Here is a 25,282-nt window from a genome sequence, read left to right as displayed (position 1 = left end):
AGGGAATTTATGGAAGAGGAAAAAGTGATTAGGCATCATTATTTAGACTGGATAAAGGTTCTGGCAATATTCATCGTGTTCCTTTATCATTGCTCAATGTTTTTTAATTCATTTGACTGGCATATTAAGAACAACACCATCAATCATACATATATCGAGTTTTTTTCACTTCTGGTGGGAAATTGGATTATGCCAATCTTTTTTGTGATTTCAGGAATGTCTGCGTATTATGCATTAAAAAGAAGGAACTCTAAAAGTTTCATGAAAGAAAGGTTTTTACGATTGGGGCTGCCTTTGCTGTTGGGGATCTTTGTATTGTCACCTCCTCAAGTGTTCATTGAAAGGATCACGAACAATCAATTTGTAGGTTCATTCATACAGTACTTTCCCCATTACTTTGATGGACTCTATCTGGAGATAGGCGGAACCGGGAATTTCGCTTTTTTTGGACATCATCTTTGGTATCTATTAATGCTGCTGGTGTTTTCAGGCATCACACTGCCATTCTTCCAGAAAACCAGAATGAACGCACGGCGTAAGGAATTCAATCTCCTACATTATTTATTCTTGCCCATCCCGCTTTCGATCGCTGCCTTGACTGTCAACAGCATCGTGAACTTAGGGAGTTGGGGAATCATCTATTATTTGCTGCTGTACATTTTCGGGTTTTATTTTTTTTCCAGAGAATCATTAAGGCGTTTTGTTCGTAACATAGGCATTTTAGCAGGTGTGTTAAGCATCCTTTTTACGGCTATTTATCTATCATGGGTGATGTTCTATGGTTTTCCGATGACTGCGGGAGTGAGCTGGGGTGTCTTTATGATTGTCCGCGTCTTGTTAGTATGGAACACGATTTTCTTAATTCTTTACTTGGGTGATCAGTTCTTGAACAAGTCTAATAGAGCACTGTCCTATGCGAGCGAAGCCTCAATGCCGTTTTATGTACTTCATCAGCCAATCATCATTTTGATAGGGTATTTGATCTATAATCTGGCATGGCCTGTTCCAGTGAAATTAATCATATTGGTATCTTCATCATTTGCCATCATCATGTGGATATATCATTTTATGATTCGGAGAGTGAACATCCTCAGAGTTATGTTTGGATTAAAAGGAAACAAGGAAATGAGTTCTGAAAAGAGAATGGAAGATACCGTTAAATTGTAAGATTAACCAGGGCACTTTACTATCGGAAATGGAAAAAGCTTGGGCTGCCCCAAGCTTTTTTGTGTCATGATTACCTACCTTGTGGTTATATGCAACTTGCGCGATCGCGCTGCCTCTATCTTTTTGCCTTGAAATGGACTACCGCGGAATAGAACAGCCTTCCTTTATCGTCCAGGTGCATTTGATGTGATACATGATGGACAGACAGCATGATCGCTTTATTGATCTCGATTTGCTTATTGATTTTTTGCTCAAGAGTTTTCAAATCGACCGCTTCAAAAAATTCAACTTTGTCTTCAATTAGTTCAAATTGGAAATCCATAGATTATTTCTCCTTTTGCTTACGCAATCCCTCTACAAAATAAAATAGCAAATTCTCTATAAAAATAAAACTTTTTTTGATAAATTAAAACGACAGGCATATTTCGGCGGTGAACACCGAATTCTAGTATTGCATCGAAGTAAAAGCGTTTTTACATAGGAGAGATTCGTATGGCAAGGAAAATATTATATAATGGCATCATCATTACAAGTAATTCAAATGATGAAGTAATCAGCAATGGAGCAATTGGCATTGAAGGCGAAAAAATCATTTATGTGGGGATTACGCATGATGATCTCACCACTTACGATGAAAATGTAGACCTAAAGGGAAATATCCTGCTTCCCGGCCTGGTCAATACGCATGGCCACACACCGATGTCTCTGCTGAGGGGCTATGCGGATGATTTGCATTTACAGACATGGCTCGAGGACAAAATCTGGCCTCTTGAAGCAAAATATACGCCTGAGCATGCCAGATGGGGCACGAAGCTTTCCATCCTTGAAATGATCCGCACGGGCACGACGACTTTTGTTGATATGTATGACAATATGGATGAAGTAGCCAGGGCGGTGGAAGAAGCAGGCATTCGCGGAGTACTGTGCCGCGGTGTCATCGGATTTGGATCTGAGGAGCTTCGCCAGAACAAGCTGAAGGAAGCTGCTGCCTTTGCCGACATCTGGAACAATCGAGCCAATGGCCGGATCACGACCATGCTGTCACCACATTCTCCTTACACTTGCTCACCTGAGTATATTTCACAGATTATCGAGAAATCTGCAGAGTTAAATGTTCCGCTTCATACCCACATGTCTGAAACAAGGTTCGAAGTCGAAAAAAATATCGAAGAGTATGGTGCTACCCCGGTACGCCACCTGGACAAGCTTGGCTTCTTTGACCGCCCAGCACTTGTGGCCCATGCTGTCCATGTAAATGATGAGGATATTGACATCCTTGCGGAAAAGTCGGTAAAGGTGTCCCATAATATAGTCAGTAACCTTAAGCTTGGCAGCGGGATCGCTCCGGTCGCTAAAATGCTGGCAAAGGGCGTGACCGTCAGCCTCGGTACGGACAGTGTTGCTTCCAATAACAATTTGGACCTATTCGAAGAGATTAAAGCTGTGGCGACAATCCATAAAGGTGTTGCCCAGGACGCGACGGTCATTACCGCAGTGGAAGCCCTGAGGATGGCAACGATCAATGGCGCGGAATCCCTCTGGCTTGAAAACCGGATCGGGTCACTGGAGGTCGGCAAAGATGCAGACTTTATTGTCGTCGATGCGAACCAGTCATTCTTTTACCCTAAGAATAACCCAGTATCTCATCTTGTTTATTCAGGGTCTGGAAGAGATGTAAAAGATGTCTATGTACAGGGAAAGCAAATCCTTGCCAATGGGCAGTCCACAACGATGGATGAAGAGAAAGTACTATTTGAAGCAAATCGTATGTCAAAGCTCCTTAATGACGAGCAGTAAGAATTTATTCCCGGGAGGACGCAGTTATGAGCAGAATTGGTATTATTGGTGCAATGGATGAAGAAATACAGCATATTCTCGATGCAATGAAGGATTATGATGAGAAAAAGAAAGCGGGCATTACTTTTTATGTCGGCACATTTAACGGATTTGACGTCGTACTTTGCAAGTCAGGTGTAGGGAAAGTGAACGCGAGTGTCTGCACCCAGATCCTGATTGACAAATTCGCTGCCTCCAATATTGTTTTCACAGGCGTAGCGGGTGCAGTAAACCCGGATTTGAGGATTGGGGATATCGTCATCTCCACTGATTGCGTTCAGCATGACATGGATGTCCGTGCACTTGGCTTCAAACTAGGGGAAATCCCTTATACGGAAGTTTCGATATTTGAAGCAGATAAGCAATTGATTGACCTGGCCATCACAGCAAGCAAAGAAATTGTTGAAGACAAGAAAATCGTCAGCGGCAGGATTCTGTCGGGCGACCAATTCATCGCAGACCGTGAAAAAGTGCAATTCCTTCATGAGGAGCTTAATGGTTATTGTACGGAAATGGAAGGGGCAGCCGTCGGCCAGGTGTGCAGCATGAACAGCATCCCATTCGTGATCATCCGTTCGATGTCCGACCAGGCAGACGGTTCAGCAGACGTAAATTTCCTCGAATTCACAAAGCTGGCTTCAAAAAACTCCTTTGAAATTGTCAATGAAATGGTTAAGAATTGGAAGCTTTAATGTCCGAATTCAATAGCGAAAAACGAGATTAGCGTGGAAGTTCATTCCACGCTGTTTTTATGTTAGAAAGTTATTTTTCCAAAATTTACATACCGGGTAAAGGTTTAAAACATGTTAAAGTAGGGATGTGGTTAAGTCTAATAAATGCAGGTGATGATAATGAAGGCTAAACAACTCTATGGAAAAATGGTTGATTTCAAACAGTTCGGAAATGTCCTGCTTGCAGTGGGCGTTTTCTTTTACCTCGGTACGATCATTCCGTCAGAAACGAAAGTGATGACAGATATATATATTGCTATTGGTGCATCCATCGGATTCCTTGCTGGTTCTATCCTGTTCTTTTCTTTTGCGAAAAGATACCGCAACCAGCTGATTGAATCAGAGGAAGGCCAGGAACTATTGATGAAAAAATAAAATAGTCTTGCTATGCTGCATCCCAATAATCGGGATGCAGTTTTTTTGTTGAGGCTGTTTTTCTCATTGATTATTGCCTTTTCGTACTGATACCTAATTCTGCATTCTAAAAGGTTTTGGTGAAGAAAGAGCCTTTGTAGAACTTTGGCGAACACTTTTTTGGAAAAAAAGGCCAAAAAAGGTTTACAAACGAGTGAACAGTGGATATACTTACCAATGTGAGTAAATAATTCAGAAGGAGGTCGAGTGGAATGATCATGAATGGATACTGGAACTACGCACAAACTTCATATCGTAATACGCATTCGACCGGATCGGACTGGATTATTTAAGCTGTTTTTGACACTTATACATCCATGGCCGCAGGGAGAATCGTGCCCTGCGGCTTTTTTGTGCCCATTTATGCCGCAGGGGAGGAATCCTTGCGGCTTTTTGGGGTGGAAATTAAAAGGAGGTGAACCCAATTATGACCTTAAATATCTTGTTTTTCACAATTACAATTAACAAACGTCAAATGTCTTTAGAAGAAATTCGCCATAATGAAATGGTTGATAAGATGGTAGAAGAAAACAAAACTCGTCAATCAATGCTGCGCCTGTTTTAATTCATTTGAATAATTAACTAAAGAAAGGTGGAAAGAACATGATTTATTTAATTCAAAGAAGACTGGCTAGCTTATGGGTGGAGAAGGACACCACCTAACGACGGAGTCGGGAGGTAACTTTATGTCTTTGCATATATTGCTTATAACGCTGATTTTCAAAAAAAAGAAATCCCATCGTTAACAAAATGTTCACAACCTCTTCCTTTTAGCACCTTCATTATATGATAAATTTGGTGTAAATAAGGGTGAATGCTAAAAGGGGTGATGGGCATGTTCTTGATCGTCATGGGATTGGTCATCTGCGGTGCTGTCGGTTTGGTAGTAGCAGCAGAAGTGAGCGTAGAGTAGAAGATTTGAAGGCATCAACCAATTATGGTTGGTGCCTTTGTTGTTCTCAAACACTTAATTCCAATCGACAAAATGGCTTCTGATAACGTTAACAACAACCTTTACGAAAGGCTGTTTTCGTAAAGATTGTTGTTAAAATCCTAGCCGATTTAAACGTGATCATAGTCATTTTGTAGGTCGGTACTAAGTTTGCAAGCTCTTTTCTCATAATAGTCATGAATTGTGTGAACAACCTTAGGTAATTCAATCCTATTTTGTAGCCAATAGCAACAAAGTTTGAGAAAAGAGCCTTACGAAAACAGCCTTCAAAAAAGAAAACCCGGAGCCATTGTCCGGGTTTTCGTCATAGTCCTTTATTCTTTTTCTTTTCCTTTTCCGCACGGTAAAATTCATGGAACATTTTCATCAATGCCCGTTTTTCGATCCTTGATACATAACTTCTTGAGATTCCGAGTTCTTTGGCAATCTCCCGCTGTGTTTTTTCCTTCTTCAAATCAAGGCCAAAACGGCCAACAATGACCTCTTTTTCACGGTCATCGAGGACATCGATATATTCTTTCACTTTTTCAAGCTCCATATTGAGCTGGATGGTGTCAATAACATCCTCCGATTCAGACTTCAGGACGTCGATGAGCGAAATTTCGTTGCCTTCTTTGTCCTGGCCAATCGGGTCATGCAATGAAACATCCTTTTTTGTTTTCTTCAATGCTCTCAAATGCATAAGGATTTCGTTTTCTATGCATCGGGCAGCATACGTGGCAAGCTTGGTACCTTTTCCTTCCGAATAACTTTCGATTGCCTTGATCAGGCCGATTGTTCCGATAGAAATCAAATCCTCTGAATCCTCGCCGGTGTTTTCGAATTTTTTCACGATATGCGCAACAAGTCTCAGATTGTGTTCAATCAGCATGTTCCTCGCGTGTGGGTCGCCGTTCGCCATCAACCTTAAGTACTTTCGCTCATCAGCTGCAGATAACGGTTGAGGAAATGCATTGTTTTTAACATACGAAACAAGAAGGATGACTTCTTTTACTAGATACCCGAGTGCTGTCAGTATGCCAGACATGTTTCCACCCCCGCTTTTTTAGGCTTTCGCCTATAATAAATTCCTATGTCTGAAGAGGAGGTATTGTGTCTGTCCTAATAAATATTTTGTTTTGGAAATTTAAACCAGAAAGAAGTTTCCCAACACAATCGATAACTCTGTGAACAGTTGGTTTTGTCACTTTTTAGACGTATAAAGTTCACATAAAAGAAACAGACATAGATATGGGGGTATGGGTATAATTCAGGTGTAAGGTAAATCAATATATAAAATTTATTGGGAGGCAATTATTATGGAACAGCAAACACCATCTTTAGCGGTTATTTTATTATCTGAAGATCTTGAAAAACTTCATGCTGGGGCACTTGTAGGATCCGTCGCATCCATGTCGGGCATGACAGTCAACGTGTTCGTGACAATGAACGCTCTTAAATCTTTCCGTAAAGACAGCTTTGAAAATACTGATTTTGTTACAGGCACAATCGGTAAGGAAATGCTTGCAAAGAAAATCCCGCTATTCGATGCATTATTACAGGAAGGCAAAGATATGGGTGAGTTGAATATTTACGGCTGCGCATTGGCGATGGACATCATGGACTGGCAAGAAGAAGACATGATTGATGTGTTCGATGGTGTAATCGGGGTTACTAAATTCCTCGGAATGACTCAAGGCGCAACAGTCATTACAATGTAAGCTGCAGAAGCAGGAAAAGTGATTCGGCGTGCAGGCCATTCACATTTTCCACTTCAAGCAAAATAAAAAATCTTTTCTTATTTTAACATATAACATGACCTTACAGGAGGAAAAAATCATGAGTGAAGTACAAGTAACAAAATCAATCGATGCACGAGGAGCATATTGCCCAGGACCATTAATGGAATTGGTAAAAGGCATCAAAACAGCACAAGTCGGAGATGTAGTGGAAGTCCTTTCCACAGACAAAGGATCTGCAGTGGATATACCTGAATGGGTGAATAAAATGGGCCACGAAATTGCCTATCTGGAAAATGAAGGCGATGAATTCAAGATCGCAGTCAGGAAAGCAAAATAATTGATCGCTGTTTGATTCGGGCTCTTTCCGGTGGCTTAACTGTTTAAGCCTGAGAAGAGTCCAGTACAGAGAACAGCCTTCATCAAAGAATCAAGTAAAGAGGTGGACCAAATGACAAAAAGAATCGTGGTTCTTGGAGCAGGCAGCGCGGGTACAATGGTCGCGAATAAACTAGCCCGACAGCTTGGCGAAGAAATCAAAAAGCGTGAAGTCGAAGTCACTTTGATTTCCAATACAGAAAAGCATATTTACCAGCCAGGTTACTTATTCATTGCTTTCAATGAAAAGCCGTCAGAGCATTTTATCAGGAAGCAGGATACTCTCGTACACAGACATGTGAATCTTGTCTATGATGATGTCGAAAAAATTGACGTCGAGAAGAAGACGGTGAAAGGCAAAAAGCAATATCAATATGACTACCTTGTCATCGCAACAGGATCCCATCCTGATTTTGACAGCGTTCCAGGATTGCGGGAAGGTGCACATAACTTCTATACACTCGATGGAGCAGAACGCCTGCGAGATGACCTTGCAGCGATGGAAAAAGGAAAGATCCTGATCACCATTGATGTGCCGCACAAATGTCCAGCAGCTCCGCTTGAACTGGCATTGATGCTGGATGATTATTACCGTAAGAATGGCAGACGCAAGGATATCGAAATCAAATACTCCTATCCGATCGGCCGTATCCATTCATTGGTCCCAGTAGCAGAATGGGCTCTTCCGCAGTTTGAAAAACGGGATATCAAGTATGAAACATTCTTCAATCTGGAAGAAGTGGATCCAAAGCGCAAGGTTGCGATTACAATGGATGGCTCTGAACATGAGTATGACATGCTCATTACGATTCCGGCGCATACAGGCGCAAAGGCTGTAATTGATTCCGGCATTGGCGATGAATCAGGCTTCATTCCAACAAACCGGACAACATTGAAAATGGTTGGCCATGACGATGTCTATGTAATCGGTGATGCAACAAACCTGCCAATCAGCAAAGCTGGATCAACTGCACACTATCAGTCTGAATCCCTTGTTGCCAATATCATCAGCCGCTTATCCGGACGCCCGGAAACAGCTGTATATAACGGCAAGGTGGCCTGCTTCCTTGAAAACAGCCTTGAAGATGCCAGCATGATTACGTTTGACTACAATAACCCGCCGCAGCCAGCAGAGACTTCTGACCTGCTGCACTGGTTCAAAGCAGTATACAATGAGCTTTACTGGTTAAATGCCAAAGGGATTTTATAGAAGGGGTGGTTGAGATGGCTACAGAAACACCTCAAGTACAAAAAACAGAGCAACATAAGCTCGTTGGCTTCACTGATGCAGCCATGAATGCAGTAACCGGGGAAATGGTCTCGAGTATTGCCGAAACAGGCGTCAAGATGGTCGAGATGGCCGATGACCTGCTTCAGCCTGAAACGCTCTCCCTGCTAAAGGCCCTGCCGGAAGTAGCAGAGAACCTCGAGCGTACTTTGATGGAAGTAAAACGCATGGAAGAAACCGGTGTCCTGAAATCGCTGATGCAGCTTGCGGATATGGCTGCTGCCATGAAGGGTGCAATGACTGGCCCGATGGTAACTGATATGGTCGAGAAGGCCATCAAAGGGGTTGAGCTTGCGGATTCCTTCGTCCAGCTCGGTGCTATTGACTTGGTAGACGGCATGCTGACTGCGTTCCATCATGCTCAGGAGGAAACAAAAGATAAAGAGCCACTGTCCTCGATGCAGCTGATGAGGGCTGTCACACAGAAAGAAACAAGGGAAGGCATGACCCTGATGATTTCTTTCCTGCAAAACCTGCCAAAGCAATTGAATAAATAGAAAAGGAGAAGGGAGTCCCTTCTCCTTTTCTATTTATAGAGGATGTCCGTTTTCATTTCTGTCAGCTTTGCAAGCACATCATTGATGTCTTGTTCCGAGACGTTGAATTCCCGAAGGCTCTCTGCGAGGTGATTGGCGATCGCTCCAAAATGTTCATCATTGAGGTTCATGCCTTTATGGGCCAGCTCCATGCTTTTTCCGGAATACTGGTTAGGTCCTCCCAATGCCCAGCTGATGAATAAGGACTGGTGGCGGCGCTGCTTTTCCATGTCAGTTTCCTTGAAAAATTGATTCACAGATTCATCTGCAAGCACCTTATCGTAAAAAACATCGACAACTTTTGCGATTGCATCTTGTCCGCCAAGCCGGTCGTATAAAGTTTCCATTCAATATTCCTCCTGTTTTGAGAATGACTGGCTTATTATCTCTTTTATCCGTAAGAATATGAATGAAACTTACTTTTCTAATCAATCGTACGGTCCTCCGTTGCGACACCATAACCCCAAATTGTTGAGATTAAATGTTCTCTTGTGAACACCTTGTTTTTGTTTTGTAAAAAAGCTTACACTAAATTTTTGGGGAAACTGTGTAAGCCCCATCACAACACTAAAAAAATTGCGAATTAAACGGAAAGCAGATGCAGAGCCCAAACCAAAAAGGACAGAATCCCATAATTTAATAATAGGATAAAGAAAAGGAGTGTGAAAGTATGCCTTACGGTTATTATCCGCCATACGGAGTACCTTATGGAGCATATCCCGGCTTTTACGGCGGTGGCGGCGCATGGTTTGCGCTATTCATCATATTGCTTGTAATCGTCCTTATTTTCGGAGGATGGTGGTATTTCACTTGTTAAGAAGGGAAAGGTTCATCCTGGACTGGATGAACCTTTCCATCATCCATTGCGATGATTGAAAACATAGAAATTTTAGAAAAATAACATTATAATAAAATAATAGACATAAAGGGGGAAACAAAATGGCAAATACATATTCTGATGTCTGGGACTTAGAGGTATTTTTTGAAGGGGGAAGCAATTCTCCAGAATTTGCAGACCATCTTAAGGCTGCAGGCGAACAAATTGAAAAGTTTAAAAAGGAAGTTGAAGGCTGGGAGCCAGCAGATCAGCCAGACGAGGGAACAAAGCTGGCGGATCTCGTCGGACTGTTTGATGGAGCAGCGAAGAAGGTTAGGCAGGCGGGGGCATTTGTGAGCTGTTTGCACGCACAGAACACGGATGACAAAAAGGCTGGACAATTGAAGGCGACGGTCACCGAACTGAGTGCTTCACTGCAAACCGCTTTGACTGCTTTTGACCAGAAACTGTCCAGCTTTTCGCAGGATGTCTGGGACGAGCTTTTGCAGGACGGACTTTTGAAGGAGCTTCGTTTTGTTCTTACTGAGCGTCGTGACCGGGCAGCAGAAAAGCTTTCCGAAAAAGAGGAGACGGCAATAAATGCGTTAAGTGTGGACGGCTACCACGGCTGGGGCCAGATGTATGACCTTCTTGTCGGATATACGAAGGTCCAGTTTAAAGAGGAAAGTCTTTCTGTCGGCCAGGCTGCCAATAAGCTAGCAGATGCAGACCGATCTGTCCGTAAAGATGTTTTTGCGGCATGGGAACAAGCCTGGGGAGAGAAAGAGGACTTTTATGCAAAGACACTCAATCATCTTGCCGGCTTCCGCCTGAATGTCTATAAGCTGAGAGGCTGGGAGGATGTGTTGAAGGAACCGCTTGATATCAACAGGATGAAAAAAGAAACCCTTGATGCAATGTGGGAGGTCATATCCGACAACAAGGAGCCATTTGTCAGGTTCCTGAACCGCAAAGCGGGACTCCTTGGACTTGAAAAGCTGAGCTGGTTTGATTTGGATGCGCCGATTGGCAGTGCTGAATCCAAAATGACCTATCAGCAAGGTGCTGACTTTATTGTCGACAACTTTGCACAATTCGGCAAAGAAATGGCCGATTTTGCGAAAATGGCATTTGAGGATAATTGGATTGAGGCAGAAGACCGTCCCGGCAAGGCTCCCGGCGGTTTTCATACCTTCTTTCCTGAGAGCAGCCAGTCAAGGATTTTCATGACATACTCTGGTACGCCATCCAATGTCTCCACACTGGCACATGAACTTGGACACGGATTCCACACTTTTGCCATGAGAGATCTGCACCTGCTGAACCGGAATTATGCGATGAATGTGGCGGAAACCGCTTCTACATTCGCTGAAATGATTGTTTCAGATGCTTCGGTGAAAAATGCGCAGACCAAGGAAGAGAAGCTCGGTTTACTGGAGGATAAAATCCAGCGTTCGGTCGCACTCTTGATGAATATTCATGCGAGATTCCTGTTTGAAACCAGCTTCTATGAAGAGCGTAAACAAGGAGTGGTCAATCCGGAAAGATTAGGGGAATTGATGAAGAATGCTCAAGAAGAAGCCTATGGCGGGGCACTTGAGGAATATCACCCGTTATTCTGGGCATCCAAGCTCCATTTCTTCATAACAGGAGTACCGTTCTATAACTTCCCGTATACATTTGGTTACTTATTCTCCCTCGGCATTTATGCAATGGCACTGGAAGAGGGGAAGGGATATGAAGAAAAGTATATTGCCCTGTTGAAAGATTCAGCATCGATGACAGTCGAGGAGCTGGCACAGAAGCACCTGAACGTCGATCTCACGAAAAAGGATTTCTGGGAAAAAGCCGTTCGAATGTGCGTGGATGATGTCGAGGAATTCATGGCTTTGACGGAGTAAAATCATGTGAGATTGCAAAAGAAACTGCATAAGGCGGAAAGGCACCGATAGTCCAGCATGAAGCAGGAAGTTTAACTGAAGACAAACGAAAACCCAGCCTTTTTGAGGCTGGGTTTTATACTTTTCTTAATCTGAAAGAACTGATCATCAGCAGGCTGAGGGTCAACATAATAAATAAGAATGTTTGAGGAGGAATATGGGGGATCGCCAGGAAACTAAGCGTTGCCAGCACTCCCGCTGCGGTGATCGGCAATCCTGTGAAGTAGCCGTTATTCTCGGTTATATTGAATCTTGCCAGGCGGAATGCGCCGCATCCTATATATAAAACGATGAAAAAGGCTCCCGGGGCGCCAAACTCGAATAAAATTCCCTGATAGATTAATAGTGCAGGAGCCACACCGAATGATATAATATCACTCATGGAATCCAATTGCTTTCCAAGCTCAGATTCGATATTAAGCTTTCTGGCCACCATGCCATCAAACCGGTCAGCAAGGGCGGCAATGAAAATCAATAGAAGACTCAAGTTCAAATTGCCTTTCATTCCGACGATGATTGCGAATCCACCCAGTGATAGATTGGCCAAAGTCAGCACGTTGGCAGTCTGGGATTTTACTTTTTTGACAGTTGAGTCAAGTACATCATGAAGAAACATGAAAATTCACTCCTCTAAATGGAAAACAGTTGCCGCATCATCCTGCTTTTCGAAAATCTCCGGTCACGTATTCAAAAGAAACAACCTTATTGAAAAGGGAACTAGCACATTGGGTTATTATATAATAATATATAATTCTAAGCTGATTATGCCGATTCGTAAAGATTTCTTTTTGATACTTTTGGGAATTTTTAATTAATTTTAATCACGAAGATAGAAAAGCTACAACCAAATAAACTTTATCGGAGGTATGTTCATTGCTCCAACCAATATATCGCCTGCTGATTGAATTGACGAATGGGAGATGGACCTCAGCCATTTTGCATAAATTCGCAAAATCAAAAAGCAGTAAAAAAATTATTCCTTCCTTTGCTAAAACATATCAAATCAATCAGGAGGAAATGGAAAAATCGATAGAAGAGTATGAGAGTCTTCATCACTTTTTCATCAGGAATTTGAAAAAAGGAGCAAGGAAAGTGGATGAAGATCCTTTTGCAGTGGTAAGTCCAGTTGATTCCGTGATTGAAGATATCGGCGAAATCGAGGCTGACAGGACCATTAAAGTAAAAGGGAAAGTGTACTCCATCTCCGAGATGCTCGGGAATGATGAAGCAATGGCAAGGTATGAACAAGGAACATATATGATTTTTTACCTGAGTCCAAGCCATTACCACCAAATTCATAGCCCTGTTGCCGGCAATGTCGTCAATCAGTGGACATTGGGAAAGAAATCTTATCCTGTTAACAAGATAGGGTTGAAATACGGAAATTACCCATTGTCAAAGAATTTCCGCAAAATAACAGAAATCAGGCATGAGGCAGGTATCATGGCCGTTATAAAGGTTGGCGCGATGTTCGTTAACTCGATTGAAACAACCCACGCGAAACCCAGCCTGGAAAAAGGCGAGCAAATGGCGTATTTCACCTTTGGCTCGACTGTTGTGCTTCTATTTGAAAAAGGAACAGTGAATCTGCTGCCGAACATCAAACCGCCATATCATATCAAGTTTGGCGAGAAAATCGGTACAATGCATGGACAAGGATGACCAGTGAGGCACAGGTTTAATCTGTGTCTTTCGTTTTGGTTTCATATATACCATTCAAGCCAAAAAAAAAGAGCCCTTTTGGGGCTGTCAGGAAGAAACTTTGATTCGGTTAGATAATGACCGCCGGTGGATTTCCGTTTCAATCAAACGAATAAACTCATAGCTAAGGTTTAGTTCTCTTGCTTTGAAATAAGATTCGATCAACAACTCGTCCGATAGCTTACGCATTTCAGTCATTCACCCCCAAAAGGAACTTCTAAATCAGATTTTAACTGCATATAATTGTAAGATGTTTCGTTTCTACCCTTACTCTAGCAGATAGAAACTTGCAGAACAACTGTTCTAATTATCCACAAATAGCAGTGGATAACCTGTGATTAAATTGTTTATAAATGGGAAATTAGTAATAGAATCAATGTGTATATTGTGCATAAGGTTATCCACAGGGCTGGAAATCGTTGGATTTTGTCGAAAAGTTTTTTATAATACTTTGAAAATTTATTGCAAAAAGCAGAAATCCGGCTGTTTTTGTCTATCTTTATCAACGGACTGCCGTTAATTCGGGTGATGCTGTATGTTTGTTTTGAATACGAGGATAAAATTGGGTATGATGTTAACGGTATGATGGAATTTAATTAATGAGGTGTTTGAAAATTGCTAAAGCATTTTTTGCCTGACCAGCATGTGAAAAGTATATTCGAAATCGACCCTGATAGCCTGAAGGAAAAAGGCGTAAAGGGGATCATAACTGATTTGGACAATACCCTCGTAGAATGGGATCGACCGACTGCGACCCCAAAACTGATCGAGTGGTTTGATAATATGAGAAGAAATGAAATACTCATAACGATTGTTTCAAATAATAATGAGAAGAGAGTCAGGTCATTTTCTGACCCGCTTCAAATCCCGTTTATCTTCCAGGCAAGGAAGCCAATGACCAGGGCTTTCAACAAGGCTTTGAAGCAAATGGGTCTGCGCAAAGAAGAAACGGTCGTGATTGGCGACCAGCTGCTGACCGATGTCCTAGGCGGGAATAGAAGTGGGTTCCATACGATTCTCGTTGTTCCTGTTGCCCAGACAGATGGGTTTGTGACCCGCTTCAACAGGAAAGTGGAAAGAAGGATTTTAAATTGGTTCAGGAAACAAGGAAAGCTGAATTGGGAGGACTAAGATTTGAGTGAGCAATTAATCTGTACAGGCTGTGGTGTCAAAATCCAAACCGAAAACCCAGAAGAATTGGGGTATGCCCCTGTTTCTTCTTTGGAAAAAGAGGCTATCGTCTGCCAGAGATGTTTTCGTCTGAAAAACTATAATGAGATCCAGGATGTAAGTCTTACTGATGATGACTTCCTGAAAATATTGAATGAGCTGGGGAACAGGGATGCCCTGATTGTGAAGATCGTCGATATTTTCGATTTCAATGGCAGCTGGCTGCCTGGGATCCAGAGATTCGCGGGGAAGAATCCGGTATTGTTGATTGGGAACAAGGCGGACTTGGTGCCGAAATCGGTCAAACAGCGGAAGCTGATTGATTGGATGAAGAAGGAATCCAGGGAACTTGGCCTCAACCCAATCGATGTCTTTCTTGTAAGTGCGGCAAGAGGGTATAACATCAGAGAAGCTGCGGAGGCAATAGATGAATACCGGAATGGCAAAGATGTCTACATTGTAGGCTGCACAAATGTAGGGAAATCTACTTTTATCAATCGGATCATCAAGGAAGTGACAGGCGAAGGAGACGTCATCACCACTTCGCATTTTCCGGGCACGACGCTTGATATGATCGAAATCCCGCTTGAGGATGGCAAAGCGATCGTCGACACTCCGGGAATCATCAACCATCACCAGATGGCGCATTATGTGGATAAGCGAGACTTGAAGTACATTACACCGAAAAAAGAAATCAAGCCAAAGGTGTACCAGCTGAACGAACAGCAGACGTTATTTTTCGGCGGACTGGCCCGTTTCGATTATGTGGCAGGCGGCAGAAGGTCTTTCTCCTGCTATGTACCGAATGAAATCAGTATACATCGCACAAAGCTGGAAAATGCGGACGAGCTGTATAAGAACCATGCGGGTGAAATGCTGACTCCGCCCCGGCGTGAGCAAATGGAGGAATTCCCCGAACTTGTCCGCCATGAGTTCACGATTAAGGAAGCAAAAACGGATGTCGTTTTTTCAGGACTCGGCTGGGTCACTGTCAATGATGTCGGCGCAAAAATTGCGGCATATGTTCCTAAAGGGGTCCATGTGATGTTAAGAAGGTCCCTGATTTAAACTCTTCGAGATCCAAAACTATGAGGGAAGGCGGGAGAACCATGAAAAAATTGTTCGGCGTCATCGGTGATCCCATTGGTCATTCGATGTCTCCTGCCATGCATAACGATTTGTTTGATTTTTATGGAATACATGCAGTCTATATGCCATTTCATGTTAGCAAGGATAATCTTGAGGCAGCTGTAAAAGGGTTGAAAGCATTGGGTGTTAGTGGCTTCAATGTGACAATCCCGCATAAAACTGATATCATGGCCTATCTCGACCAAATCGATCCTTTGGCAGAGGCAATCGGAGCTGTCAATACAGTCAAAAATGAAAATGGTCTTTTGACAGGTTACAACACAGATGGCCCGGGCTTCGTCAAAGGACTTGAAGCGATGGATGCTGATCTGGATTCCAGGTCGGCTTTGATAATAGGTGCAGGCGGTGCTTCAAGAGCGATCTACTTCTCAATGGCCCAGGCAGGCATTCAGCGGATTGACCTGTACAACCGGACAGCCGGGAAGGCAGAGGAATTAGTCAGCACCTGTCCCTTCAAAGTCCAGTCAAAGGCCCTGGACAGGGAATCAGCTGAAAAATCATTGAAAGATTACCAGCTGATCATCCAGACTACTTCCATAGGGATGTCACCGGATACAGAACATTTGCCGCTTTCCGCTGAAAATATATCGCAGGGTGCAATTGTAAGTGATATCATTTATAATCCGTTGCAAACAAAATTTTTGCAGGAAGCGTCCAAAAAAGGGGCCCAAATCCAAAATGGCGTCAGCATGTTCGTTTTCCAGGGAGCGCTTGCATTCGAGAAATGGACCGGGATTTTTCCTGATATCGAGAGAATGAGAGCCAATGTTTTAAGAAATTTAGGAGGTTAACACATGTTAACAGGTAAACAAAAAAGTTTTTTAAGGTCAAAAGCCCATCATCTGTCACCGATTTTTCAAGTCGGCAAAGGCGGGGTAAATGAAAATATGATCAAGCAGATCGCGGACGTGCTTGAAGCGAGAGAGTTGATCAAGGTAAGTATCCTCCAGAACTGTGATGAGGACAGAGATACCGTTGCAGAGCAGCTTTCACGCGGTGCAAAAGCAGAGCTTGTCCAGGTCATCGGGAATACAATTGTTTTGTATAAAGAATCACGCGAGAATAAGCAAATCGTTCTACCAAGATAAACAAAACTGGAGGTGCCTGTTTGATGAAGGTTGGCATTTTAGGCGGGACATTCAATCCGCCGCACACCGGACATTTGGTGATAGCGAATGAAGTTCTTCATGCTTATGGGCTTGATGAAATATGGTTCATGCCCAATCAGGTTCCGCCGCATAAAACAGTCGACATGCCGATTGGCAATTCAGACAGGCTTTCGATGCTCGAGCTTGCTATTGCAGACAACCAGCGATTCAGGGTGGAAAAAGCAGAACTCGAGAGAAGTGGTCCTTCTTACACGTATGAAACGATGAAAATATTAAAGGATAAGAATAAAGAAATTGATTTCCATTTTATCATTGGCGGCGACATGGTCGAATACTTGCCAAAATGGCATAAAATAGATGAGCTGCTGGAGATGGTGAAGTTTGTGGGGGTCAGCAGGCCGTCATACACGACTGAAACGGATTATGAAATTCTTTATGCAGAAACTCCGCAGATCGATATCTCTTCAAGTATGATCAGAGAGAGAGTCAGGAATGGCAGAAGCATACGTTATCTGCTGCCCGAATCTGTAAGGGTTTATATAGAGGAGAATGGTATATATGGATCGTGAACAAGCACTTAAGATTGTGAAGCCGCAACTGACTGAACATCGATATGTGCATACGCTTGGAGTGATGGAGACTGCCATCAGGCTGGCTGAGAAATACGGCGCAGACTCCAAAAAAGCAGAATTGGCTGCGATTTTCCATGATTATGCCAAGTTCAGGCCAAAAGAGGAAATGAGGCAGATCATCGTTGAGCAAAAGATGCCGGCAATCCTGCTGGAATTCAACAGTGAGCTTTGGCATGCCCCGGTAGGAGCCTATCTTGCCGAAAAGGAAGCCGGTATTAAGGACGGGGAAATCCTTGATGCCATCAGGTTCCATACTTCAGGGAGGGTCGGCATGACACTGCTTGATAAAGTCATTTATCTGGCAGATTATATTGAGCCTGGCCGTCATTTTCCCGGAGTGGATGAGGTAAGGGAGATGGCTGAGAGTGATCTGGACATTGCGCTCATCCAGTCCATGAATAATACCATCCAATTTTTGATGAAGAAAAACCAACCGGTATTCCCGGACACTTTTAACGCATATAACAGCATTGTAAAAAATTCAGGAGGGTGATTGAATGAACGATCGACAACTATTGATGACAGCTGTCAAAGCAGCAGACGATAAAAGAGCAGAGGATATTATGGTATTGAATATGAAAGGCATCTCGCTAATTGCCGACTACTTCATTATCTGCCATGGTAATTCCGACAAGCAGGTGCAGGCAATTGCACGTGAAATCAGGGAAAAAGCAGAAGAGCAAGGCCATGGCCTGAAAAGGATGGAAGGCTTCGATGAAGCTAGGTGGGTCCTGATCGATCTTGGGGATGTGGTCGTACATGTTTTCCATAAAGAAGAAAGAAGCTACTACAATTTAGAACGTCTCTGGGGAGACGCCCCGATCGAAAACGTCCAAAGTGAGCTGAATTAAGTGTCCTACGAACGATTCGCTTATTTGTATGATGAACTCATGCAGGACGTTCCTTACGATGAATGGGTCAAGATCGTCGAAGCGTACAAAGGGAAATATCAAGTGAACGGATTGAAGCTTCTCGACCTTGCATGCGGGACCGGGGAGCTTTCAGTCAGATTTGCGCAAAAAGGCTATGAAGTGACCGGCGCAGATTTGTCTGGCGATATGCTTTCGGTAGCCCAGGTGAAGGCGCAGGAACAATCCCTCCCTATCCAATTCTTCCAGCAGGACATGACAGGACTTGAAGATTTAGGAGAGTTTGATATCATTGGCATCTTCTGTGATTCACTGAATTATTTGGATGATGAACAGGCAATCAAAAAGACATTTGAAGGTGTACACCGTCTAATGAAAAAAGGCGGCATGTTTATTTTTGATATCCATTCCGTTTACAAGATGGACCATATTTTTGCAGATGCCACCTTTACTTGGGATGACGAGGAAATTACCTACATCTGGAACAGCTTCAAAGGAGAAGCCCCGCATAGTGTTGAACATGAACTGACTTTTTTCGTGCTCGATGACAGTACAGGGAAATATGATCGTGTCGATGAGCTGCATTACCAGCGTACATATCCTGAAAAAATATATGCAGATTTGCTGAAGCAGGCAGGCTTCAAGGATATAGAAATCACCGGTGATTACTCACTCAAGGCTCCAGATTCAACAACTGAGCGCTTATTTTTTGCAATGATTAAGTCATAAAAGGATCTTTATCCATTAGAAAAGCTCCCGATTACCACGGGAGCCTTTTTTGTACCATTTCTGTCACATTTTCAATGAAGGATTATTGAGTTAAACGGCGAAAACTCTTAAGGACCGAATTGTTCCTTTATGCTTTCCAGTTCTTTTGCGTATTTTTCATGCGTCGCCCTGAACACCTTTTCAAACATATCTCCCGTTTCAGAATCCAGTACCTTGATTCCTTCTCCCGTTATGCCGCCTTTCACGCAAACCTTTTCCTGTAAAGTCTGTAATGTATAATGATTTTGACGCAAAAGTTCTCCTAGACCAATCAGCATCTCGCTTGATAGTTTGGTGGCAGTTTCCTGATCAATTTCCGTTTCCCTGACAGCTCCATTGATAAAGCTCTGGACAAGGTGACTGAAGAAAGCTGGGCCGCAACTGACAATATCCGATGCTACCCGTGTAATGTTCTCTCCAATTTCAAGCGGGACAGAAACCTTTTTAAAAAGAGTGAAAAGTGCCTCCCTCCATTCTGTGGTGCAGCGGGTGCCAAACGAGAAAAGCGCTACACCGGCATGCGCTCTGCTTGTAATGCTTGGAATGATCCTCATGACCGAACAATCCACTTTACTTTCAATCTGTTCGACACTTATTGGGCTTGTGATGGAGATTACACATTTATCCTTCGTAAGCGCAGGCTTGATGGTATCAAGGACCCCAAAAACATGATGTGGCTTCACGCATACGAAAATGGCATCGGCCTTTTCAGCTACTTCTGTCGCATTGTTTTCTATGGTTATGCCGGGATATATTTTTTTAATTTCTAAAGCTTTTGATAAGGTCCTATTTGTAATCATCATTGAAGAAGGGGAAACGGCATTCCCATCAATGAGAGCTTCGGCGAGAATTCTCCCCATATTCCCAGTGCCTATTATCCCTATTTTCACAACCCTTCCCTCCTTCATACATTTATTCTCCTATATCCATATGATTTTATATTTTATTTTATGCCATAGAAGAAAGGTGCTGATGCTAAATGGAATGGATCAAGGAAAACAAAATCTTTGTCATTGCAGGTATTGCGGCTTTGTTATTTTTTCTTTATGCCTCAATGGATAAAGGGGATGAACTGACGGAAGGAAATCCCGGAGCTTTGGCGATGGTGGCCGATTTGGATCCTAAGGAGGAAAAGGAAGATGTCGTGCCGAAAGAAATCATCATGAAGGCAGATATAAAGGGAGCTGTCGCCCATCCTGGTGTATATGAGGTGAACGAGGGAAGCAGGGTGATCGACCTGATTGAGTTAGCTGGAGGACTTGAGAACGAGGCGGATGTGACCGCAATTAATTTTGCCATGTATGTACAGGATGAGATGTCAATTTTTGTTCCTCGCATCGGAGAAGAAGTACATTCTTCTTCTGTACCAATGCAGAATGCCGGGGGTACAGCCAATGGGAAGCTGGATCTTAATTCTGCACAATCAGCCGACCTCCAGACCTTGCCTGGAATCGGTCCTGCCAAGGCTGAAGCAATCATCGAATATCGGGAAACGAACGGGCCATTCAAAGCAATTGAGGATTTAAAGGAAATCAGCGGGATTGGGGAAAAAACATTTGAAAAATTAAAGGACCTGATTTCGGTAAAATAGCTGCCGTTGAAATTGAACTCTTTCAGTCAAAGACTTAAAATGAAGGATATAAAAAGGTTGTAATAAACTATATTGATGGTATTTAAGGGGGATCACAGCATGGAACGAAAAAGTTGGGATGAATATTTTTTGGATATAGCCGAAGAAGTGGGCACACGTTCTACCTGCCCAAGGCTGCATGTTGGATGTGTCATTGTCAAGGACAAGCATATCGTTTCGACCGGTTATAATGGGTCGATTCACGGTCATGATCATTGTGAGGATGTTGGCTGCCTGATAAATGAGCAGGGACGATGCATCAGGACGCTGCACGCCGAGGAAAATGCGGTCCTCCATGCGGACAGGGGGCTGTTAAAAGGGGCAACGGCGTTCGTAACCCATGAGCCTTGCGAAAAGTGTTCCAAGACCCTCGCTCAATCAGGCATTGCCCGTATTGTTTATAAATCTGCGTATCCTAACAAATACAATGAACTCTTTTTAAGGGATGTAGAGGTTGTCCAATTACCTTAAAAACTCTAAAGGAATAAAGACATGAAGTCTATTGAGATGGCACCTATCAGGGGACAGCTGTTTTATTTTGCCGCTGTTTCCCTGCTGGGTTTGCTGACGATTAAACAGAATCTATTTCTGTACGGGGCGGTGTTCCTGCTCGCCCTCTCCTACCTAATAAAAGTAAAGAAACTTCAGTCACCGATCCTTGTGCTCCTGACTGGCTGTTATGCTGTATTTATGGCTGCCGGGTACTTTGATGAGTTTGAAACAGTATATGATGGCAGTGAAAAGGATTTCCTCGTTTTATTTGATGACGGGATCAAGGTGGATGGTGACTTGCTTACTGCCTATACACTGTCAATGCCAGCCGATGAAAGACTTATCATCAAATACAGAATCAAGACGAGTTCTGAAAAAGAAGTCATCGAAAAGTTCCTCACCCCCGGAATCGCCTGTTCCGTTTCCGGAGTCCTCTCCAGCCCATCTTCTGCCACAAATCCAAATGCCTTTGATTACAAGAATTATCTTGAACGAGACAAAATATCCTGGATCCTTGAAGCAGGCCAGCTTTCATTAGATACCTGCCATAGACAAACGGAAAGTATATTGACTGAGCTAAAAGGCTACAGGCAAAAAGAAGTGCTGAGAATCAAAGAGAATTACCCTGATGAAACCTCTGCGCTTGCAGCCGCATTGATTTTTGGGGAGAGAGATTTATTCAATCCCGAAGCAGAACGATCCTATCAGAAGATTGGCATCGTCCATTTATTGGCGATTTCAGGACTGCATGTTGGGCTGCTCACTGGAATGCTCTACTTCATTAGTATCAGGCTGGGGGTGACAAAGGAAAAAACAGAGCTGATGCTGATGGCCTTCCTGCCGCTGTACACGGTCATGACAGGACTCGCACCGCCGGTAGTCCGGGCAGCTGCCATGCTTCTCCTATTGATTGGTTCAAAGCGCTTTTCGGTCCAGATGGCGCCGCTTGATGCCATCTCATCCGCATTTATGATCATGGCGTTTTTACAGCCAGACATCATTTATGACATTGGTTTCCAGCTCTCCTATGTTGTCAGTTTTTCCTTGATTCTTTCAGCACCGATCATCCTGAAATCCTTCACTTCGTTTGCAAGGCAAACTGCTGCTGCTTCTTTTACCGCCCAAATATCAAGTATCCCGGTTATCCTTTCGTCATTCCACGAAGTCTCTGTCATATCGATTTTCGCCAATCTTCTCTTTGTTCCTCTTTTCTCTTTTATAATGCTTCCGCTTTTGCTGTCATCCTATATTCTTTTCATTTTGGGATTATTGCCATCGTTTGTTTTAATCCTTCTGGAAACACTTGTCCATAATGTGAACTTTTTTGCGGCCAGCCTTGCTGAAATACCGGTATCGACACTTGTAATCGGCAGGATGGAGCCATTGATCCTGGTTTTGAATATCCTGTTGATCCCGATGTTCTTTTATAAGTGGGAGGGAGTTTTAACAAGGAAGGCCAAAACACCATTATGGATCTTTGCAATTCCTCTCCTGCCTCTTTTCATGCAAATTTTATGGCCCTATATAAACCCATATGGAAAAATCGTGTTTCTGGATGTTGGCCAGGGTGACAGCATTTTCATCAGGCTGCCGTATAACCAGGGGAACTATCTCATTGATACAGGGGGTGTCGTTCCTTTTGCAAAGGAGGACTGGCAGCAGGGAAGGAGCCAGTATGATCCAGGCAAAAAAATCGTCGTTCCGTTTTTGAAAAGTGAAGGAATCAGGAGCCTTGATAAATTGATTTTAACGCACGGGGATGCGGATCATATTGGAGGAGCAATGGCACTATTTGAAGAGCTGGATATCAAACAGCTGATTATCCCGCGTGCCCCTGATCGATCGGAGGTGGAAAACAGGATCATTGAGGTTGCGGCCAAGCAGGGAACAGAAATCCAGGACGTTCAACTAGGATCAGGTTGGAATTCCGGCGGCGGGGATTTCCTGATTCTCAATCCAATTCAATATCCGGCTGAGCGGAATGACGGGTCCATTGTGTTGCTTGCTAATATTGGCGGGAAAAAGTGGCTTTTCACTGGAGACCTTGGTTTGGAAGGGGAGAGGACGATGGAGAAGGCCATCAAGCAGCTCGACATCGATGTGCTGAAGGTTGGCCATCACGGCAGCAAAAATTCCAGTTCGGAAAACTTCCTGGAATGGACAAAGCCGGAATATGCAATCATTTCCGTCGGAAAAAAGAATCGGTACGGCCATCCAGGCAAGGAAGTGCTTGAAAGACTGGAGGACATTGGGGCCATCATCTACAGAACAGATGAAGATGGAGCGATCATTTATAAGTTCAAAGGTAAGACAGGAACGTTTTCATTCCAATTACCATAGAATAAAACAAAGAGCAAATGCGTCTCTCCCCTTGAAAATCACATAAATATGAAAAGAGACTGCATTAAAAAATGCAGTCTCCATAACTTTATCCTATGTAGCCGTGATTAACTCCCGATTAACTGCACGACTGTCGCAATAATGAACATTGTTGCAAAGAATCCAAAAGAAACGATGAATCCAACACCTGAGTCAACAGCGTCATTGCGATTGCTTTGGACATTCTCTTCGAATTGATTCACAGTCAATCCCCCCTATTAATTCTATAATAGTATAAGCGATTCAAATTAAAAAATCCAGTGTTCTCTTTACAGCTTCTTTCATTGCTCTGCTGATGTTGCAATGTACCAAGAGTTGACACAAATACTTTTCCCTCTTGTGGCTAAAATAATCTTAACTTCGATGCACCGCTGCCATATAAGTATCCTAGGCCTTATACAGCAGCGTTCAATATAAATAGGGGAATTGGCCATGAAAGTCGGAGGCCAATTCCCTTAGAATGCTTGTCAAAATGTCCAAGCTTCTTTAGGATAGACATATGGGAAAACTGGATTGAACGGAGCGGAAAAAAGTGGTATTGGACATTTGGAAAAAAATAAACAAAAAACAGGTGGATCCTGTCTATTTATTATATGGGACAGAAGCATTCCTGATCAATGAAACGAAACAGCTTCTTGTCGACAACGTTTTGGATGAAGAAGAAAAAGACTTCAATTTTTCGGTATATGACCTAGAAGAAACGCCCATTGAGGCAGCATTGGAAGATGCCGAAACCTTCCCATTCATGGGAGAAAAGCGATTGGTCATCATGCAGAATCCTATGTTTTTGACTTCTGAAAAGTCAAAAGGAAAGATTGAACATAATCTCGCCAAACTGGAGGATTACCTTTCACAGCCGGCTCCATACTCGATCGTCGTCTTTTCTGCGCCATACGAAAAATTGGATGAACGCAAAAAAATCACCAAAGAATTGAAGCGGAAAGCAACAGTTGTCGAAGCGAAAAAGCTGGGTGAGCATGAAATTAAAGCCTGGGTCAAAGAGCGCGCTGAGCTCCATGGGTCCGTCATTGAAAATGATGCGATCGAGCTATTGCTGGCACTTGCCGGGACGAACTTGTTCATGCTGACTTCTGAAATTGATAAACTGGCGCTTTATGCGGGCGATAACCAGCCAATCAGCAAGGACATTGTCGACCGTCTGACTGCAAGGTCTTTGGAGCAAAATATTTTCTCGCTGGTCGATAAGGTTGTCCACCGTAATATTGAGGCTGCCTTAAGGATCTATTATGATCTTTTGAAGCAAAATGAGGAACCAATCAAAATCCTTGCGGTGATTACCGGCCAGTTCAGGCTGATTTACCAGGTAAAGGAGCTTGCGCGGAAAGGCTATGGCCAACAGCAGATAGCCGGGACGCTGAAAATTCATCCATTCAGGGTAAAACTTGCGGCTGGACAAGCAGGGGCATTTTCGGATGAAGAATTAACGAGGATCATGAAACTTCTGGCCGACGCTGACTATCAGATGAAAACAGGCGGCATGAAAAAGGAAATGCTGATAGAAATGATCCTGTTCCAGATCAAAGGCGGGAAAACTACATAAGCGGCAAAATAAAAAAACGACCCTGACAGGTCGTTTTTTTATTAG

31 protein-coding genes and 1 pseudogene are annotated in these 25,282 nt (G+C 43.2%); 24 read left to right on the top strand and 8 right to left on the bottom strand.

Annotation, left to right across the window (positions count from 1 at the left end; translation table 11 throughout):
- Nucleotides 1–9 precede the first annotated feature (9 nt).
- Nucleotides 10–1,167 (top strand): acyltransferase family protein, encoded by a 1,158-nt coding sequence (locus tag ACNAZ4_RS13165; RefSeq protein WP_415814997.1) that lies wholly within the window; start codon nucleotides 10–12, stop codon nucleotides 1,165–1,167.
- A gap of 115 nt (nucleotides 1,168–1,282) precedes the next feature.
- On the opposite strand, the gene ACNAZ4_RS13160 is transcribed toward ACNAZ4_RS13165, so the two are convergent.
- Nucleotides 1,283–1,489, bottom strand: a complete 207-nt coding sequence (locus ACNAZ4_RS13160) for a YrzA family protein (RefSeq protein WP_415814996.1) — start codon at nucleotides 1,487–1,489, stop codon at nucleotides 1,283–1,285.
- 170 nt (nucleotides 1,490–1,659) lie between these two features.
- Here ACNAZ4_RS13160 and ACNAZ4_RS13155 point away from each other — a divergent pair, with 170 nt between their 5' ends.
- The 4 genes from ACNAZ4_RS13155 (at nucleotide 1,660) to ACNAZ4_RS13140 (ending at nucleotide 4,713) form a co-directional block, all read left to right on the top strand.
- Nucleotides 1,660–2,964 carry an amidohydrolase family protein gene (locus ACNAZ4_RS13155; RefSeq protein WP_415814995.1) on the top strand — a complete coding sequence of 435 codons (1,305 nt, stop codon included), beginning with the start codon at nucleotides 1,660–1,662 and terminating at the stop codon, nucleotides 2,962–2,964.
- A gap of 26 nt (nucleotides 2,965–2,990) precedes the next feature.
- Nucleotides 2,991–3,695, top strand: a complete 705-nt coding sequence (locus ACNAZ4_RS13150; RefSeq protein WP_415814994.1) for a 5'-methylthioadenosine/adenosylhomocysteine nucleosidase — start codon at nucleotides 2,991–2,993, stop codon at nucleotides 3,693–3,695.
- 159 nt (nucleotides 3,696–3,854) lie between these two features.
- Nucleotides 3,855–4,109, top strand: coding sequence for a YrhC family protein (locus ACNAZ4_RS13145; RefSeq protein WP_415814993.1), 255 nt, complete (start codon nucleotides 3,855–3,857; stop codon nucleotides 4,107–4,109).
- A gap of 466 nt (nucleotides 4,110–4,575) precedes the next feature.
- Nucleotides 4,576–4,713: a YrzI family small protein gene (locus ACNAZ4_RS13140; protein ID WP_214704616.1), complete on the top strand. Its 138-nt coding sequence runs from the start codon at nucleotides 4,576–4,578 to the stop codon at nucleotides 4,711–4,713.
- 691 nt (nucleotides 4,714–5,404) lie between these two features.
- Here the strand turns inward: ACNAZ4_RS13140 and sigK are convergent.
- Nucleotides 5,405–6,127, bottom strand: a complete 723-nt coding sequence (gene sigK / locus ACNAZ4_RS13135; protein ID WP_415814992.1) for an RNA polymerase sporulation sigma factor SigK — start codon at nucleotides 6,125–6,127, stop codon at nucleotides 5,405–5,407.
- Nucleotides 6,128–6,398: 271 nt separating this feature from the next.
- Between sigK and ACNAZ4_RS13130 the strand changes: the two genes are divergently transcribed.
- From ACNAZ4_RS13130 to ACNAZ4_RS13115, 4 genes are all read left to right on the top strand, one after another.
- The gene (locus tag ACNAZ4_RS13130) at nucleotides 6,399–6,800 is read left to right on the top strand and encodes a DsrE/DsrF/DrsH-like family protein (protein ID WP_415814991.1); all 402 of its coding nucleotides are present in this window, start codon (nucleotides 6,399–6,401) and stop codon (nucleotides 6,798–6,800) included.
- A gap of 118 nt (nucleotides 6,801–6,918) precedes the next feature.
- Nucleotides 6,919–7,158, top strand: coding sequence for a sulfurtransferase TusA family protein (locus ACNAZ4_RS13125; RefSeq protein ID WP_079509834.1), 240 nt, complete (start codon nucleotides 6,919–6,921; stop codon nucleotides 7,156–7,158).
- Nucleotides 7,159–7,269: 111 nt separating this feature from the next.
- Nucleotides 7,270–8,406, top strand: a complete 1,137-nt coding sequence (locus ACNAZ4_RS13120; RefSeq protein WP_415814990.1) for an NAD(P)/FAD-dependent oxidoreductase — start codon at nucleotides 7,270–7,272, stop codon at nucleotides 8,404–8,406.
- Between the two features lie 14 nt (nucleotides 8,407–8,420).
- Complete coding sequence (locus ACNAZ4_RS13115) at nucleotides 8,421–8,981, top strand: helical membrane plugin domain-containing protein (RefSeq protein WP_415814989.1); 561 nt, start codon at nucleotides 8,421–8,423, stop codon at nucleotides 8,979–8,981.
- 29 nt (nucleotides 8,982–9,010) lie between these two features.
- Here the strand turns inward: ACNAZ4_RS13115 and ACNAZ4_RS13110 are convergent, their stop codons facing one another.
- Together ACNAZ4_RS13110 and ACNAZ4_RS13105 are read right to left on the bottom strand one after the other, a co-directional pair.
- On the bottom strand, nucleotides 9,011–9,367 hold the full coding sequence (locus ACNAZ4_RS13110; RefSeq protein ID WP_415814988.1) for a group I truncated hemoglobin: 357 nt from the start codon (nucleotides 9,365–9,367) through the stop codon (nucleotides 9,011–9,013).
- 80 nt (nucleotides 9,368–9,447) lie between these two features.
- Nucleotides 9,448–9,540 (bottom strand): annotated as a pseudogene (locus ACNAZ4_RS13105) (winged helix-turn-helix domain-containing protein); the annotation flags it as partial.
- 150 nt (nucleotides 9,541–9,690) lie between these two features.
- Between ACNAZ4_RS13105 and ACNAZ4_RS13100 the strand changes: the two are divergent.
- Both ACNAZ4_RS13100 and ACNAZ4_RS13095 read left to right on the top strand, forming a co-directional pair.
- Complete coding sequence (locus ACNAZ4_RS13100; protein ID WP_415814987.1) at nucleotides 9,691–9,837, top strand: hypothetical protein; 147 nt, start codon at nucleotides 9,691–9,693, stop codon at nucleotides 9,835–9,837.
- Nucleotides 9,838–9,959: 122 nt separating this feature from the next.
- Nucleotides 9,960–11,738 carry a M3 family oligoendopeptidase gene (locus ACNAZ4_RS13095; protein ID WP_415814986.1) on the top strand — a complete coding sequence of 593 codons (1,779 nt, stop codon included), beginning with the start codon at nucleotides 9,960–9,962 and terminating at the stop codon, nucleotides 11,736–11,738.
- Between the two features lie 115 nt (nucleotides 11,739–11,853).
- On the opposite strand, the gene pssA is transcribed toward ACNAZ4_RS13095, so the two are convergent.
- Entirely contained in the window at nucleotides 11,854–12,393 is a 540-nt protein-coding gene (gene pssA, locus ACNAZ4_RS13090; protein ID WP_415814985.1) for a CDP-diacylglycerol--serine O-phosphatidyltransferase, read from the bottom strand.
- 257 nt (nucleotides 12,394–12,650) lie between these two features.
- On the opposite strand from pssA, the gene ACNAZ4_RS13085 reads away from it, so the two are divergent.
- Complete coding sequence (locus tag ACNAZ4_RS13085; RefSeq protein ID WP_415814984.1) at nucleotides 12,651–13,439, top strand: phosphatidylserine decarboxylase; 789 nt, start codon at nucleotides 12,651–12,653, stop codon at nucleotides 13,437–13,439.
- An 87-nt stretch (nucleotides 13,440–13,526) separates the two neighbouring features.
- Here the strand turns inward: ACNAZ4_RS13085 and ACNAZ4_RS13080 are convergent, their stop codons facing one another.
- The gene (locus tag ACNAZ4_RS13080) at nucleotides 13,527–13,667 is read right to left on the bottom strand and encodes a sporulation histidine kinase inhibitor Sda (RefSeq protein ID WP_079510333.1); all 141 of its coding nucleotides are present in this window, start codon (nucleotides 13,665–13,667) and stop codon (nucleotides 13,527–13,529) included.
- Between the two features lie 426 nt (nucleotides 13,668–14,093).
- Here ACNAZ4_RS13080 and ACNAZ4_RS13075 point away from each other — a divergent pair, with 426 nt between their 5' ends.
- From ACNAZ4_RS13075 to ACNAZ4_RS13040, 8 genes are read left to right on the top strand one after another with little or no spacing between them, the layout of a single operon-like run.
- On the top strand, nucleotides 14,094–14,609 hold the full coding sequence (locus tag ACNAZ4_RS13075) for a YqeG family HAD IIIA-type phosphatase (protein WP_415814983.1): 516 nt from the start codon (nucleotides 14,094–14,096) through the stop codon (nucleotides 14,607–14,609).
- A gap of 3 nt (nucleotides 14,610–14,612) precedes the next feature.
- A complete protein-coding gene (yqeH, locus tag ACNAZ4_RS13070) occupies nucleotides 14,613–15,716 on the top strand; it encodes a ribosome biogenesis GTPase YqeH (RefSeq protein ID WP_415814982.1) in 1,104 nt (367 codons plus the stop codon).
- 41 nt (nucleotides 15,717–15,757) lie between these two features.
- Nucleotides 15,758–16,588 (top strand): shikimate dehydrogenase, encoded by an 831-nt coding sequence (gene aroE / locus ACNAZ4_RS13065; RefSeq protein ID WP_415814981.1) that lies wholly within the window; start codon nucleotides 15,758–15,760, stop codon nucleotides 16,586–16,588.
- 3 nt (nucleotides 16,589–16,591) lie between these two features.
- Nucleotides 16,592–16,885: a ribosome assembly RNA-binding protein YhbY gene (gene yhbY, locus ACNAZ4_RS13060; protein WP_415814980.1), complete on the top strand. Its 294-nt coding sequence runs from the start codon at nucleotides 16,592–16,594 to the stop codon at nucleotides 16,883–16,885.
- Nucleotides 16,886–16,905: 20 nt separating this feature from the next.
- Nucleotides 16,906–17,475: a nicotinate-nucleotide adenylyltransferase gene (locus tag ACNAZ4_RS13055; protein WP_415814979.1), complete on the top strand. Its 570-nt coding sequence runs from the start codon at nucleotides 16,906–16,908 to the stop codon at nucleotides 17,473–17,475.
- Nucleotides 17,465–18,031 carry a bis(5'-nucleosyl)-tetraphosphatase (symmetrical) YqeK gene (yqeK, locus tag ACNAZ4_RS13050; RefSeq protein WP_415814978.1) on the top strand — a complete coding sequence of 189 codons (567 nt, stop codon included), beginning with the start codon at nucleotides 17,465–17,467 and terminating at the stop codon, nucleotides 18,029–18,031. Before ACNAZ4_RS13055 ends, yqeK begins: the two co-directional genes overlap by 11 nt.
- Before the next feature lie 4 nt (nucleotides 18,032–18,035).
- Nucleotides 18,036–18,389, top strand: a complete 354-nt coding sequence (gene rsfS / locus ACNAZ4_RS13045; protein WP_415814977.1) for a ribosome silencing factor — start codon at nucleotides 18,036–18,038, stop codon at nucleotides 18,387–18,389.
- Nucleotides 18,390–19,136, top strand: coding sequence for a class I SAM-dependent DNA methyltransferase (locus tag ACNAZ4_RS13040; RefSeq protein ID WP_415814976.1), 747 nt, complete (start codon nucleotides 18,390–18,392; stop codon nucleotides 19,134–19,136). It begins immediately after the preceding gene.
- Between the two features lie 107 nt (nucleotides 19,137–19,243).
- On the opposite strand, the gene comER is transcribed toward ACNAZ4_RS13040, so the two are convergent.
- Entirely contained in the window at nucleotides 19,244–20,065 is an 822-nt protein-coding gene (gene comER / locus ACNAZ4_RS13035; RefSeq protein ID WP_415814975.1) for a late competence protein ComER, read from the bottom strand.
- Between the two features lie 89 nt (nucleotides 20,066–20,154).
- Here comER and ACNAZ4_RS13030 point away from each other — a divergent pair, with 89 nt between their 5' ends.
- The 3 genes from ACNAZ4_RS13030 to ACNAZ4_RS13020 all read left to right on the top strand — a co-directional run bounded on the left by ACNAZ4_RS13030 (nucleotide 20,155) and on the right by ACNAZ4_RS13020 (nucleotide 23,637).
- Nucleotides 20,155–20,766, top strand: a complete 612-nt coding sequence (locus ACNAZ4_RS13030) for a helix-hairpin-helix domain-containing protein (RefSeq protein ID WP_415814974.1) — start codon at nucleotides 20,155–20,157, stop codon at nucleotides 20,764–20,766.
- 99 nt (nucleotides 20,767–20,865) lie between these two features.
- A complete protein-coding gene (locus tag ACNAZ4_RS13025; RefSeq protein WP_415814973.1) occupies nucleotides 20,866–21,276 on the top strand; it encodes a deoxycytidylate deaminase in 411 nt (136 codons plus the stop codon).
- A gap of 21 nt (nucleotides 21,277–21,297) precedes the next feature.
- Nucleotides 21,298–23,637, top strand: a complete 2,340-nt coding sequence (locus tag ACNAZ4_RS13020; protein WP_415814972.1) for a DNA internalization-related competence protein ComEC/Rec2 — start codon at nucleotides 21,298–21,300, stop codon at nucleotides 23,635–23,637.
- 107 nt (nucleotides 23,638–23,744) lie between these two features.
- On the opposite strand, the gene ACNAZ4_RS13015 is transcribed toward ACNAZ4_RS13020, so the two are convergent.
- Nucleotides 23,745–23,879: a YqzM family protein gene (locus ACNAZ4_RS13015; protein ID WP_023627242.1), complete on the bottom strand. Its 135-nt coding sequence runs from the start codon at nucleotides 23,877–23,879 to the stop codon at nucleotides 23,745–23,747.
- A 329-nt stretch (nucleotides 23,880–24,208) separates the two neighbouring features.
- Between ACNAZ4_RS13015 and holA the strand changes: the two genes are divergently transcribed.
- Entirely contained in the window at nucleotides 24,209–25,237 is a 1,029-nt protein-coding gene (gene holA / locus ACNAZ4_RS13010) for a DNA polymerase III subunit delta (RefSeq protein WP_415814971.1), read from the top strand.
- Nucleotides 25,238–25,282: the final 45 nt, after the last annotated feature.

The organism is Mesobacillus thioparans, assembly GCF_965138835.1.
Taxonomy (GTDB): Bacteria; Bacillota; Bacilli; order Bacillales; family Cytobacillaceae; genus Mesobacillus; species Mesobacillus thioparans.
Note: the sequence above shows the minus strand (reverse complement) of the source record. Positions and strands in the feature narration are given on the sequence as shown.